Below are 13,350 nucleotides of genomic sequence, written 5' to 3' on the forward strand. Positions count from 1 at the left end.
TTTCCTTATGTCAGCTCGTTTCTACACGCTTTCAGTCGCGGCCATTGCCGGGCTCTGTTTCCTCGCCAGCTGCGGCGGCTCGTCGACCGAAGACGACGCTAACCTCATTGCCTTCAGCGACTTCGAAGCCGTGGTGGGCTGGTTGCCTGACCCCACTACCGTCACCCGCGAGAAAGCCCATTCCGGCCGCTACTCCGTGAAAGTGGATGCCGGCCACGAGTTCGGCATGGGCTACAACCTGCCCCTGGGCCAGGCCACGGCCCGCAAGCCCCACAAAATCCGGCTGTCGGCCTGGGCCTACATGACCGACGATAAATCGACTGCCCGGCTGGGCCTGCAGGTGTTCGACCCGGCCGCCGGCAAAGAGACGTTCGGCGACGGCATCAAATACGGCGAGCAGGTGAAGGAAGCTCGCAAGTGGGTCAAAATCACGAAGGACATTACCCTGCCCGAAACCGCGACCAGCACCCAGCAGCTGCGCATCTTCTTGTGGCGCGACGGGGCCACCACGCCCGCGTACATCGACGACCTGCGCGTTTCGCTGATAGATTAATTTCCGCTACGCGCCTCCCGCGCTGGCTGCCCAGCGGCGGGGGGCGGCGTTATCCTGCCCCGGTCGGGCCTGCTGATGGAAACAAAATTGCGCGCAAAGCGCTGGTGGCCCGCTACCCACACGGGCTACGTGTGGCTGTGCATTGCCTTCATTTTTGTGGCGGCCATTGGCCGGGGTGCCCGCTGGAAGAAGGATGACGTGCTGATTTCCGACACCGTGGGCTACTACGCCTACCTGCCGGGTGCCTTCATCACCCACGACCTGGGCGATGGCACTTACCAACAGGCCATTCGCGCGCAGTACCGGCCCGACCTCGCCGCCGACTACGGCATGGTGCACCTGCCCAACGACCGCACCGTGTTCAAGTACCCGCTGGGCATGGCCGTGGCCTACGCGCCGTGGTTTGCGCTGGCCCACGCCTACGCCTCGGTGCCCGGCGGCCCGCCAGCCGATGGCTACTCGCTGCCCTACCAGGTGCTGCTGCCGCTGGGCTGCATGCTGTATGCGCTGCTGGGCCTCTGGCTGCTGGGGCGCGAGCTACGGCGCTATTTCCCCGACTATATTACGGCGCTCACGCTGCTGTGCATTGGCTTGGGCACCAACTTGTTCACCTATGCCACGCACGAGGCGACGATGTCGCACGCCACGCTGTTTCTGCTGAACGTGCTGCTGCTGCGCAACACCCGCGCCTGGTACGAGCAGGGGCGCTGGAGCACGGCGCTGGCCCTGGCGGCGGGCTTCGGGCTGCAATTGCTGGTGCGGCCTTCGGAGCTGATGCTGGCGGCCGTGCCGCTGCTGTGGGGCCTCACGAACGGAGCCGCCGTGCGCCAGCGGCTGGCCGAGTGGCTGGCCCGGTGGCCGCAGCTGCTGAGCATGGTGGCGCTGGTGGCGGCCATTGCCGGCCTGCAGTTTCTGTTTTGGCGCGTGGTGGGCGGCAGCTGGGTGCTCGATTTTTACCCGGGCGAGAAGTTCGATTTCCGGCATCCGCACCTGCTCGACGGCTTGTTTAGCGTGCGCAAGGGCTGGCTGTTCTGGACGCCGCTGATGGGGCTGGCGCTGCTGGGCATTGCCTGGACGCGCCGTGCCGTGCCCGCCGCCCTGCCGCCGCTGCTGGTGCTGGTGCCGGTGATGGTGTATGTCACCTTCAGCTGGTGGGACTGGGTGTACGGCGGCGGTTTTAGTGCCCGGCCGCTCATCAGCCTGTATCCGCTGCTGAGCCTGGCGCTGGCCAGCTTCTGGGCGCGGTGGTGGCCCGGCTTTGCCTGGCCGCTGGCGGTGCTGGTGCTGCTGCTGGTGCTGCTCAACCTGGCCCAGGGCTGGCAGTATTACCTGGGTATCGTGAACAGCTACAACGAAACCTGGAAGCAGTACACATACTACTTCTTCGACCTGGAGTGGCCGAACCCGAACCAGTAGCCGGGCCGCGCCGCCCGGCTACTGCCCCAGCAGCCCGTACTTAATGATGCAGTAGATGGCCCGGAAGCCGTCGCGCCAGCCAATCTTCTTACCCTCGGCGTAGGTGCGGCCGTAGTAGCTGATGCCCACTTCGTAGATGCGGATATCCTTCACGCGGGCCACTTTGGCCGTTACCTCGGGCTCGAAGCCGAAGCGGTTTTCCTCCAGCTTCAGGCCCTGAATAATGTCGCGCCGGAACAGCTTGTAGCAGGTTTCCATGTCGGTCAGGTTCAGGTCGGTCATCATGTTGCTCAGGAACGTGAGCATCTGGTTGCCGAGGCTGTGCCAGAAGAACAGGATGCGGTGCGGGTTGCCGCCGATGAAGCGCGAGCCGAATACCACATCGGCGAAGCCCTTGATAATGGGCTTGATAAGGCAGTTATACTCCTCGGGGTCGTATTCCAGGTCAGCATCCTGAATGATGACGTAGTCGCCGGTGGCCTCGCGGATGCCCGTGTGCAATGCCGCGCCCTTGCCCTGGTTCACGGCATGCTCGAGCAGGCGCAGGCCCATTTCGGGGTAGCGCGCGGCGTAGGCCCGGATGGTATCGGCCGAGGCATCGGTCGAGCAGTCGTTGACGAGGATAATTTCCTTGCCGATGCCGTTCACCAGCTCCAGCTCCCGCAGCAAATCCAGAATCTGGTGGATGGTGCGGGCTTCGTTATAAACCGGAATGACGATGGAAAGGGTATCGAATTTGACCACTGGAAAGAGGATTGTGCAGGGCGAAGAAGCCGTAAAGCTAGCAGTCAGTGAGTAGTTATCGGTTATCAGTGAACAGTTAGCCATGAACTGCTCACCGTTAACTGTTCACTGATAACTGCCTAAAGCGCGCCCGTGCGGCCGCCGTCGACCGGCACGCTGGTGCCGTTAATGTAGCCGGCGGCCGGCGAAGCCAGGAAGGCGACGGCGGCGGCAACCTCCTCGGCTAGCCCGAAGCGCCGGGCCGGAATAGTCTTCAGCATATCGGCCTCGATGGATTCGGCCGACTGCCCGGTCTGGGCTACCTTCTTTTCGATGAGCGTGTGGTGGCGCTGCGTGAGGGTGGCCCCGGGCAGCACGTTGTTCACCGTGATGCCGTGAGGGCCCAGCTCGTTGGCCAGGGTTTTGGCCCAGCTGGCCACCGCGCCCCGAATAGTGTTGCTCACGCCCAGGCCCGGCAGCGGCACCTTCACCGATGTGCTGACGATGTTGATGATGCGCCCGAAGCCCGCCGCCCGCATGGCCGGTACCACGGCCTGCGCCAGCAGCTGGTTGCAGATAACATGCTGATTGAAGGCCAGCCGCAGCGCCTCCACCGGCGCGTCGAGTAGCGGCCCACCGGCCGGCCCGCCGGTGTTGTTCACCAGAATGTGAAAGCCGGCCGGGTGCGTGGCCAGGTAACCCTGCACCACTTCGGCGAGGTGGCTGGGGTCGTCGAAATCGGCCACCAGGTAGTCGTGCACCTGGCCGGTGGGCGTGGGCAGGGCGGCTACGGTTTCGCGCAGGCGGTCTTCGTGGCGGGCCAGTAGGGTGAGGCCGCAGCCCCGCTCGGCCAGCAGCTGGGCCACGGCCCGGCCAATGCCTTGCGTGCTGCCGCCGACGAGGGCGCGGTAGGGGAGGAGGTCGCTCATGGGAAAGTGGGAATAGGGGAAAAGGAATAGGGGCAAAACCTGCCGAAAAGTTAGCGCCCGGGCGGGGCGAACAGCACGAGGCTGTCCACGGGCTGTTCGTAGTAATATCCGGGCACCAGGAGCAGCAGCTGCCGCAGGCGCTGGTGCACGGGCTGGTTGCGATAAGCGGGCTCCACTACGAAGGCCGCCGGCCGGTAGCGTGCCAGAAAGTCCCGGACCTCGGCAGGAGTAGGGCCGGGAGCCGCCACCACCGAATCGGGCCGCGTCTGGGCCAGCAGCAGGGCGTGGAGCACGGGCTCAGCATCGAGGGAGGCGAACTGCGCGGGGCTTACCCGCGAGATGTAGCCGGTAGGCAACTTCTGGTGGTGCTGGGTTTGGTAAAAGAGCTGCACCGGATTGAACCGCCCCACCTGTCGGGTACCGTCGACAATGCCCAGTGGAATGGTGATGAGCGAGGTGCCGGGCAGCTGCGCCACCTGCCGGTAGGCGCGCGGCACCGCACTGATGCTTTGCAGCGGGAACGGGCGCGGCCAGAACTCAACCAGCACCACGGCGAAGAGCAGCAGGCTAAACCCCAACTGGGTGGCCGGTTTCAGGCGGCCGGCCCAGGCAGCTTCGAGGGCGCTGAACGAGACGATGGGCAGCAGCAGGCCCACCATCATTATCCAGCGGGTGGGGCAGCGCAGGTTGTTCAGAAACGGAATAAAGTGCAGCGCCGCCGTGGGCAGGTTCAGCCGCTCGTGGCCCAGCACCCGCACCGACGGGATGGTGAAGAGGAGAAAAACGACCAGCACCCAGGCCAGCGGCCGCCCGCCGGGGTCGGCAAAGCGGGCCGAGGCCGGGCGGCGGTGCCACCAGCGCAATATGCCCAGCAGCAGGGCCAGCAGCGGCAGCGCGTAGCCGATGAACACGGTATTCTCAATCGAGCCCGGGGCGTTGAACACCTTGGGGTTGTGCAGCAGCCGGGCGGCCCAGTCCCAGTACACCCACCGGCTACTGGCCGGCGGCATCAGAAACGACACCAAATCGCCGCCCCACCAGATGCTTTTTTCCGGGAGGCCCGACATGCGCAACAGCCGCACCAGCACGTGGCTGACGGCCAGCAGGCCCACCAGCCCCGCCCAGGTGCGCCCCGCCCGCCACCGGATGCGGCCGAGCCGCAGCCCAAACCACGCCGCGTAGGCCAGCGAGAAATACAGCAGCCCGAATAGCACGTAGTAGTCGCTCAGCAGGGTGAGCACCCCCAGCCCGGCGCAGGCAGCCACCGCGCCCCAGCTGCGCACCCGGGGCAGCCACCGCCCCGCCGTGAACTCAAATGCCCGCAAAAAAGCCAGCACGTAGAACGGCACCGTGGCCGTGAGCTCCAGGTTGACGTGCTGCGAGAGCCGTTGCAGCTTGTAGGGCGAATACGCGAACACGAAGCCCGCCAGCAGCGCCAGTACCGGGCTGCGCACCCAGCGCCGGGCCAGCAGGTAAGCCCCCGCGCCCGAGGCCGTCGCGCTCAGCAGAAGGCCCAGGTTCACGGCCAGTATCGGGTTGCCCACTACCAGGCCCAGCAGGCCGAGCACGGGCGTGTAGGTATGCATCAGCAGGCTGGTGCCCTGCGGGTAGAACAGCCAGTTGGTAACGAACGGGTTGCGGCCCCACACGATGGCCTGGTCGAAGTGCCAGACGTTCCACACAAACTGGTTGGCATCGCCGGCCGGGTCGGCCAGAAACGCCGTGGTCAAGCGTGTCCCCAGCGGCCAGGTAAAAACAAGAAACCACAGCCCGTAGAATCCGGACAGCAGCGCCGCACGCAGCCAGTTTTTCATAAGGGAGGAAAGCCGTAGCTTGTATTGAAGCCGCTGCCAGCCGCCGGCAGCGGCAAAGATAAGCCGGCTGGATAGGCATCCGACTCCCCGCCGGGCCGTAAATTAGCCCCGGAACTAACCCCTCTCCCGCCCATGATAACGCGCCCTTTCAACATTCAGCAGTGGATTGATGAGCACCGCCATCTGCTGAAGCCCCCCGTAGGCAACCAGCAGGTTTTCAAAGATAACCAAGACTTTATTGTGATGGTGGTGGGTGGCCCCAACGCCCGCAAAGACTACCACGTCGATGCCGGCGAGGAGCTGTTCTGGCAAATCGAGGGCACGATGACCGTCAAAATCATGGAGGATGGCCAACCCGTCGACATCACCATCGGCCCGGGCGAGCTGTTCCTGCTGCCACCCAATGTGCCGCACTCGCCGCGCCGCCCGGCCGGCACCATCGGCCTGGTTATCGAACGCTACCGCACGGCCGGCGAAATCGATGGCTTCCAGTGGTACTGCGAAAACTGCGGGAACAAGCTCTACGAGGAGTTCGCCGAGATTACCGACATCGTGAGCCAGCTACCGCCGATTATGAATGCCTTTTGGCAGGATGATGCCAAGCGGACCTGCCAGGTGTGCGGCACGTACATGGAAGCGCCAGCGCCGGTGGTCTAATACCGGTCATCCTGAGCACAGCGAAGGAACTTATCACGTCTGCACCGCATAAAATTCAAGTTGGCCTGGCGTGATAAGGTCCTTCGCTGCGCTCAGGATGACCGACGACTCTCGCCCTCATATCCCCACACCCTCCTACCCTAAAAACCCACCCGCCTCGCCCGTTTGCTTTCCATCGACATTCACACCCACATTCTGCCCGAGCGGTGGCCCGATTTGGCCGCCCGCTACGGCTATGGGGGTTTCATCCGGCTCGAACACCACAAGCCCTGCTGCGCCCGCATGATGCAGGACGATAAGTTCTTCCGCGAGGTGCAGGACAATTGCTGGGACCCCGCCGTGCGTCTGCGCGAGTACGACCAGTTTGGGGTGCAGGTGCAGGTGCTGAGCACCGTGCCCGTGATGTTCAGCTACTGGGCCCAGCCGCTGGATTGCCTTGACCTCAGCCAACTGCTCAACGACCACATTGCCGACGTGGTGCACCGCTACCCCACCCGCTACGTGGGCCTGGGCACCCTGCCCATGCAGGCTCCCAAGCTGGCCATCCGGGAGTTGGAGCGCTGTACGAAAATGGGCCTGGCCGGCGTGCAGATTGGCTCGCACGTGAACGACTGGAACCTCGACGCGCCCGAGCTTTTCGAGGTGTTTGCCGCCGCCGAGCAGCTTGGGGCCTGCGTGTTCGTGCACCCCTGGGACATGATGGCCCAGCAGAAAATGCCCAAATACTGGCTGCCCTGGCTGGTGGGCATGCCCGCCGAAAGCACTCTAGCCCTGTGCTCGCTGATATTTGGCGGCGTGCTCGAGCGGCTGCCCAACCTGCGCGTGGCCGTGGCCCACGGCGGGGGCTCGTTTGCCAGCACCATCGGCCGCATCGAGCATGGCTGGCAGGTGCGGCCCGACCTTTGCGCCATCGACAACCCGCACAACCCGCGCCAGTACCTGGGTCGGTTCTGGGTCGACTCGCTGGTGCACGACCCGCTGATGCTCGATTACTTGGTGAAGACCCTGGGGCCCGAAAAAATCACGCTCGGCTCCGACTACCCTTTCCCGCTGGGCGAGCTGGAGCCCGGCCAACTCATCAAATCCATGCCGTTTTCGGCCGACCTGAAAGCCCGCATGCTGGGCCAGAACGCCCTGGACTGGCTGGGGCTGGAAGCCGTCCGGTTTCGGGTTTAGGCCAAAACCTTTTGTTAGCACCGCGCTTGCTTTGCCCCGACCTTTGTACTCCAATATGAACGACACCGCCGCCATCCTCGACGCCACCGACCCGCTGGCCGCCTTCCGCCAGGAATTTCATTTGCCGTCCGGCCCCGATGGGCAGCCCGGTACTTATTTGTGCGGCAACTCCTTGGGCTTGCTGCCCAAAACCGCCCGCGCCGCCGTCGAACGCGAGTTTGCCTCCTGGGAAGCGCGCGGCGTGGAAGGCCACTTCCTCGGCCCCTCGCCCTGGCTGCACTACCACGAAACGCTGACCGATGCCACCGCCCGCCTGGTGGGCGCGCGCCCGCTCGAAGTAGTGGTGATGAATACCCTGACCGTGAATCTGCACCTGCTGCTCGTCACGTTCTACCGCCCCACTGCCACCCGCTACAAGGTGCTGATGGAAGGCGGCGCGTTCCCCTCCGACCAGTACGCCCTCGAAAGCCAGGCCCGCCTGCACGGCCTCAACCCCGACGACGTGATTGTGGAGCTGATGCCCCGCCCCGGCGAGCACACCCTGCGCACCGAAGACATCGAAGCCAAAATTGTCGAGCTCGGCGACTCGCTGGCCACCATCATCATCGGCGGTGTGAACTACTACACCGGGCAGGCCTTCGACATGGCGGCCATCACCCGCGCCGGGCACGCCGTGGGGGCCATGGTCGGCTTCGACCTGGCCCACGCCGCCGGTAACATCGAGCTGCACCTGCACGACTGGGACGTGGACTTTGCCTGCTGGTGCACCTACAAGTACCTCAACTCGGGGCCGGGCGGCACGTCAGGCGTGTTCATCCACGAGCGGTTTGCCGAGCAGCCCGACCTCGTGCGCCTCGCCGGCTGGTGGGGCCACGATGCCGCCGCACGGTTCCAGATGAAAAAGGGTTTCCAGCCCATGCCCGGCGCGGCCGGCTGGCAGCTCTCCTGCGGGCAGATTTTTCCGATGGCCATTCACGCTGCCAGCCTGGCCATCGTGGAGCGGGCCGGGGGCATCGCGGCCCTGCGCCGCAAGAGCGAGCAGCTTACGGCCCGCCTCGAAAGCCACATTCGGGCCCTGAACCTGCCGGCCTCGAAGCTCGAAATTATTACGCCCGCCGACCCGGCCCAGCGCGGCTGCCAGCTTTCGCTGCTGGTGCACGAGCGCGGCCGCGAGCTGTTCGATTTCCTGGTTGCCCAGGGCATCATCGGCGACTGGCGCGAGCCCAACGTCATCCGCCTCGCCCCCGTACCACTCTATAATTCGTTCGCCGATGTCGACCGCGTGGGCGCAGCCCTGCGGCAATTTTTTGGTGAATAGTTGGCGGGAGTGAATAACAAGCCGCGCCTTTGCTGCCACTGTTTACTCCCGCCAACTGTTCACTGCTACCTGTTCACTGACAACTGACTTACCCAATGGAAGATTACGCCGCCAAGATGCTGCTGAAGACCGATGCGGCCCTGCGCGAGTACGTGACCGGCCATGTCCAGTACCGGGAGGCGGCCGTGCTCGCCGCCCTCGACGAGCTGCGCCGCCGCGGCCAGCCCGCTGCCGAAGAAGCCGCCCTGCGCCCCACCCTCGAAGCCGGGGCCGCCGCCCAGCGCGTGGCCGACGAGGCGGCCGCTGCCAAAGCAATTGCTGAGCGGCCGGCCCCCGCTCGCAACCCGGGCGAGCCCGCTGAGATTCCGGCCGATGCCCCGGCCCTGTATTCACCGCTGACCATCATTCTGTTTTCCATCATGTCGGTGCCGATTGGGGGCATCCTGCTGGGCATCAATTTGTTTCGGGTAGGACAGAAAAAGGCTCTGCTGGGGCTGGTGCTCTTTATTCTGGCCTACATGGGCGCGGGCATGGGGCTGCTCGCGCTGGCTGCCAGCCAGGGCAGCTCGGTGTACGTGTGGGGGCTGCTCGGGCTTAACCTGCTGGCTACCATGGTGTACCTGCAATGGTTCTGGCCCCGCTACGTGGGCACTACCGTGTATCGGAATCGCAGTGCCCTGGTGCCGCTGGCCGTGTGCCTGCTGCTGGTGTGGGGCGCGCAAAAGCTTTCGCCCGCGCTCCTGAAGCAGCCGGGCAAAGCGGCCCCGGCCCAACAGAATACGCCGGCCCGCTAGCGACTACCGCCGTCGGCTTCTTTGTGCCCTGATACCCTGCCGCTGCTGTTCCCGATGCTGCTTCAATCCCTGCCGCTGCCCGGGGCCGACCTGTTGTTTGCCCCCGCCTTCCTGCCCGCCGCCGAAGCCCCGGCGCTACTGGCCCACCTCACCGATGCCGCCGCCTGGGAGCAGCGCACTATTCGCCTGTTTGGTCAGGCGTTTCCGCAGCCGCGCCTCACGGCCTGGTACGGCGACCCGGAGGCTCGCTACTCCTACTCGGGCCTGGCCTGGGAGCCGCGCCCCTGGCTGCCGGCGCTCGCCCAACTGCGCCAGCGCCTCGAAGCCGCCACCAGTACCCGCTACAACAGCGTGCTGCTGAACCTGTACCGCGATGGCCGCGACAGCATGGGCTGGCACGCCGACGATGAGCCCGAGCTCGGCCCCGCGCCCGCCATCGCCTCGCTGAGCCTGGGCGCGGTGCGGCGCTTCCGGCTGCGCCCCCGCCCGGGATTAAGTCATGCGCCGCTCAGCCTCGATTTGCCCCCCGGTAGCCTGCTGCTGATGCGCGGCACTACGCAACAGTACTGGCAGCACGCGCTGCCCAAAACGGCCCGGCCCGTGGGCCCGCGCCTCAACCTCACGTTTCGGTGGGTGGGGCCGGCCGCGCCGCGCTAGTACCGGATGCCGGGATGCCCGCACAAGCGCGGGCAAAAGGTTTCGCCCACTTCGTAGTCGCCCACTCGCAGCACGGGCCGCATGGCAAAGGCTTCAGCCAATGGTTGTGGAGCGATGACGGCCGGCGTTTGCGGCTGCGGAAAAATATCGGCTGTCGCAACCACCATTGAAGGCTTGGAACGACGAAGAGCAACACTGACAGGCATGAGCAGGCAGGAAAGGCGGCGGTGGGAATCGCCAACAACCCAACCCCGGACGGCCCGGCGGCAGCGTGCTTCTTTCAAGGAACGTACCATTTTTCGGGGATGCAGTAGCAATAAAGCTGATATACTGCGCTTTATTGTTCAGCTTGGTCCACAAAAAAGCCCCGTCCAACAACTGGACGGGGCTTTTTCGTAATTGAAAACCGGCGGCTTATTTAATATCGAACAGCAGGCCGAAGTAGCCGAGGCGGCCGTAGCTCGGTGCCCCGTACACCTGGAAGTTCCGGGCGTCGAACAGGTTTGTGACGCCGGCTTGGGCCGTGAGGTGCAGGGGTTTGATGAGGTAGCCCACCTGCGCATCCACGGTCTGGGCCGTGGCCACAGTGCCGGTGGCAAAGGTCGACTCGTAGAGGAAGCTGTCGGCCCAGCGGTAGTTCACGTTGTAGCTCAGCGTGCGCTCCAGGGTCTGGCCGTCGAGACCGAGGTTGAACTTGTGCTTGGGCGTGTTGAAGAACGATTGCGTACCCGCCTTGAAGTCCTTCGTGATGAGGTCGTTGTAGCTGTAGTTGCCACTTAGCGTCAGGGCCGGGGCGAAGGTGTAGCTCAGCGTGAGGCCCGCGCCCTGGCTCTGCACGCGCTGGTTCACGTTGGCCGCAATCTGAATCACGCGCACATTGCTGCCGGGAGCGTTGGTAGTCGCCAGCTCGGCCGGGTTGGTGAGGGGCGTACGGTCGAGGTGGCCCACAAAGTTCTGGGTGGCGATGAAGTTGTTGTACACGTTGTAGAAGTAGTCCACGTCGATGTATAGCTTCTTGGCGATTTGGGCGCGGTAGCCTCCCTCCAGGCTGTTCACTTCTTCGAGGCGCAGCTTGTCGGTGCTGTAAATGTTGTTGGCATCGGCCGGCGAGTTGCCCGCTCCACCCTTCAGCACGTTCACGGTGTAGCCCTGGAAGCCGTTGCCCACGTTGCCCAGCAGAATGGCGCGGCCCACGTCGAGCTTGATGTACTGGTCGTTCTGGGTCGGCGCGCGGAAGGCGCGGCTGTAGCTCACGCGGAAGTTCTGGAGCTTATCGGCGCCGAGCGAGTACACGGCCGAAGCGCGCGGCGAAAAGGCCGTGCCGAAGTTCTTGAAGTTGTCGACGCGGCCGGCGACGGCCAGCTTCAGGTGGTCGTCGAGCAGCGTCTTGCTGGCCTGCGCATAAGCGCCGTACTCGTAGTTTTTGATGCGGTCGCCATCCTTGGTGTCTTCGAATAGGCTGCCATCCGAGCCCAGCAAAAACTGGCGGTAAGCCGCGCCCACGGTCAGGTCGGCAAAATCGTTTTTGAAGGTGTACTGGCCGCTGCCCTCGTTCAGAATGGAGCGAATGATGAGGCGCGCCCCCTGGCCCGGCGTCGGGTCGTGAATGATTTTATTGCGGGCCGCGTCGAACGCGGGCGTGCCGGGTACCAGCAGCGGGGCATTGGCATCGGCGAAGGCGCGGGCCGTCAGGGCCGCCGCGTCGGGGCTCTGGCCGCTGGCCACGGCCGCGTTGTAGCGGCCGGCGTAGGTGCCAAAGTAGCGTTGGGCATAGCTCACGGGCCGGCCGTTGGCATCCACTACCGGCGTGCCAGTGGCCCCCACGGCCTGCTGGGTTTGCAAGAATGCGCCCAGGAAGCCCAGGTTATACGAGCCATCGGTTTGCGGGTCGCGGCCGCCCGAGAAATCGTGGGTCGTGAAGCCGCGCACAAACCAGTTGTTGCCTTCCAGCTGCAGGCGGGCCTGGTGCGCGCCGCTGTTCACAAAACGGTAGCGGCTGGCGCTCTGGTACGTGCTGGTCGTGTTGGTGTAGCGATAGTCGACGGTAGCCTTCACGCGGTTGGAAAGCAGCACCGACAGGCTGGGCGCAATTTTGTAGGAGTGCGTGGTGCTGTCGCCGGCCACGAGCTGGCGCTCGGTGTAGCCCGGCAGGAAAACCGTTTTGTTGGCCAGAGCCGGGCCGGCGTAGCCGGGGGTCGTCGGGTTGGCCGGGAAGGTGTTGCCCACGTCGCCGTACCGGTTCACGGCATCGTAGCCCAGGCCCGAGCCCACGGGATTGTTGTTGGGCTCTACCTGGGCAGCAGTGGCATCCAGGTTGTTGGCCACAAAATCGTTGGCCCGGATGGCACCACCCGAAATCTTGAACGCCACGCGGTCGCCGATTTTCACGGCGTAGCGCAGCTGGCCATCGAGCAGGCGGCGATTGCCGCCGCGCAGGCGCACCGTCAGGCCGGGGTCGCGGAAGGGGTCTTTCGAGTTGGTGAGCAGCACGCCGTTGAAGGCGTTGGCCCCGTAAAGCGCCGACGCCGGGCCGTGCACGACTTCTACGCTGGCCACGTCGAGCACGGGCATGCCCAGCAGGTTGCCGAAGTTGCTGCTCAGGCTGGGCAGCTGCGTGTCCATATAGTCGGCCAGCTGAATAATGCGTTCCGAGCGCGAGGAGTTGAAGCCACGCGTACTAAAACTACTTACCAGCAGGCTGGAGCTGCTGATGTCGATGCCCTTGAAGCGGGCCAGGCCGGCTACCAGGTCGGGCGTGGTAATCTGCTCTACCTGGCGCTGGTCGAGCTTTTCAATCGTTACCGGCACCTGGCCAATGTTCTCCTCCACGCGGGAGGCGGCAACCACTACTTGGTCGAGCACGGCGCTTGGGCGCAACGTCACGACCAATGCATTGTCGGGGCCGCTGAGGGGCAGTTCCTGGGTTTCGTAGCCAATGAAAGAAACCGAGAGCGTCTGAATGCCCTTCGAAAAATCCCCTTTCACCGCAAACTGGCCTTCCTCGTTCGTGCTGCTGCCCGTGTAGGTGCCTTTGAAAAAAACCGTGGCTCCCGGCAGGGGTGTGCCCGCTTCCGTTTGAACGGTGCCGCCCACGGTTTGCATTCCCTGTGCCCAACCGATGGCAGTAGCACACAGAAATATAATTAAAGAGAGAAAAATACGTTGCATATGAAATAATTGGGTGAAGGCAATTTGCAAAATTACCCATTATTTCTTATTTTTATCTGCTGGTTTGTAAATATTTTATAATAAGGTCAACGTTTTTACTGCCCGTTTTAACCGATTAAATTCCTTTTTCACCGCCTAATAGCGG

12 protein-coding genes are annotated in these 13,350 nt (G+C 64.2%); 7 read left to right on the top strand and 5 right to left on the bottom strand.

Translation table 11 applies throughout. The annotated features are described in order from the left end of the window. The first annotated feature begins 7 nt into the window (after positions 1-7). Both ABIB44_RS07545 and ABIB44_RS07550 read left to right on the top strand, forming a co-directional pair. Positions 8-553: a carbohydrate binding domain-containing protein gene (locus ABIB44_RS07545; RefSeq protein ID WP_354584023.1), complete on the top strand. Its 546-nt coding sequence runs from the start codon at positions 8-10 to the stop codon at positions 551-553. A 75-nt stretch (positions 554-628) separates the two neighbouring features. Continuing rightward, positions 629-1,969 (top strand): hypothetical protein, encoded by a 1,341-nt coding sequence (locus ABIB44_RS07550; RefSeq protein ID WP_354584024.1) that lies wholly within the window; start codon positions 629-631, stop codon positions 1,967-1,969. A gap of 18 nt (positions 1,970-1,987) precedes the next feature. On the opposite strand, the gene ABIB44_RS07555 is transcribed toward ABIB44_RS07550, so the two are convergent. The 3 genes from ABIB44_RS07555 to ABIB44_RS07565 all read right to left on the bottom strand — a co-directional run bounded on the left by ABIB44_RS07555 (position 1,988) and on the right by ABIB44_RS07565 (position 5,435). Beyond that, on the bottom strand, positions 1,988-2,713 hold the full coding sequence (locus tag ABIB44_RS07555) for a glycosyltransferase family 2 protein (protein WP_354584025.1): 726 nt from the start codon (positions 2,711-2,713) through the stop codon (positions 1,988-1,990). A 119-nt stretch (positions 2,714-2,832) separates the two neighbouring features. Beyond that, complete coding sequence (locus tag ABIB44_RS07560; protein ID WP_354584026.1) at positions 2,833-3,621, bottom strand: SDR family oxidoreductase; 789 nt, start codon at positions 3,619-3,621, stop codon at positions 2,833-2,835. Positions 3,622-3,671: 50 nt separating this feature from the next. After that, complete coding sequence (locus ABIB44_RS07565) at positions 3,672-5,435, bottom strand: DUF6311 domain-containing protein (protein ID WP_354584027.1); 1,764 nt, start codon at positions 5,433-5,435, stop codon at positions 3,672-3,674. 132 nt (positions 5,436-5,567) lie between these two features. Here ABIB44_RS07565 and ABIB44_RS07570 point away from each other — a divergent pair, with 132 nt between their 5' ends. The 5 genes from ABIB44_RS07570 (at position 5,568) to ABIB44_RS07590 (ending at position 10,037) form a co-directional block, all read left to right on the top strand. Then, complete coding sequence (locus tag ABIB44_RS07570) at positions 5,568-6,092, top strand: 3-hydroxyanthranilate 3,4-dioxygenase (protein ID WP_354584028.1); 525 nt, start codon at positions 5,568-5,570, stop codon at positions 6,090-6,092. A gap of 165 nt (positions 6,093-6,257) precedes the next feature. Then, positions 6,258-7,268 (top strand): amidohydrolase family protein, encoded by a 1,011-nt coding sequence (locus ABIB44_RS07575; RefSeq protein WP_354584029.1) that lies wholly within the window; start codon positions 6,258-6,260, stop codon positions 7,266-7,268. Between the two features lie 55 nt (positions 7,269-7,323). Further along, positions 7,324-8,586 (top strand): kynureninase, encoded by a 1,263-nt coding sequence (kynU, locus tag ABIB44_RS07580; protein ID WP_354584030.1) that lies wholly within the window; start codon positions 7,324-7,326, stop codon positions 8,584-8,586. A gap of 95 nt (positions 8,587-8,681) precedes the next feature. After that, a complete protein-coding gene (locus ABIB44_RS07585; protein ID WP_354584031.1) occupies positions 8,682-9,380 on the top strand; it encodes a hypothetical protein in 699 nt (232 codons plus the stop codon). A 21-nt stretch (positions 9,381-9,401) separates the two neighbouring features. Then, positions 9,402-10,037 (top strand): alpha-ketoglutarate-dependent dioxygenase AlkB family protein, encoded by a 636-nt coding sequence (locus ABIB44_RS07590; RefSeq protein ID WP_354584032.1) that lies wholly within the window; start codon positions 9,402-9,404, stop codon positions 10,035-10,037. Here the strand turns inward: ABIB44_RS07590 and ABIB44_RS07595 are convergent. Beyond that, positions 10,034-10,243 carry a hypothetical protein gene (locus tag ABIB44_RS07595; protein ID WP_354584034.1) on the bottom strand — a complete coding sequence of 70 codons (210 nt, stop codon included), beginning with the start codon at positions 10,241-10,243 and terminating at the stop codon, positions 10,034-10,036. The genes ABIB44_RS07590 and ABIB44_RS07595 overlap by 4 nt on opposite strands. A 208-nt stretch (positions 10,244-10,451) precedes the next feature. Then, positions 10,452-13,205, bottom strand: a complete 2,754-nt coding sequence (locus tag ABIB44_RS07600) for a TonB-dependent receptor (protein WP_354584035.1) — start codon at positions 13,203-13,205, stop codon at positions 10,452-10,454. Between the last annotated feature and the right edge of the window lie 145 nt (positions 13,206-13,350).

This window comes from Hymenobacter sp. UYCo722 (assembly GCF_040547115.1).
GTDB lineage: Bacteria > Bacteroidota > Bacteroidia > Cytophagales > Hymenobacteraceae > Hymenobacter.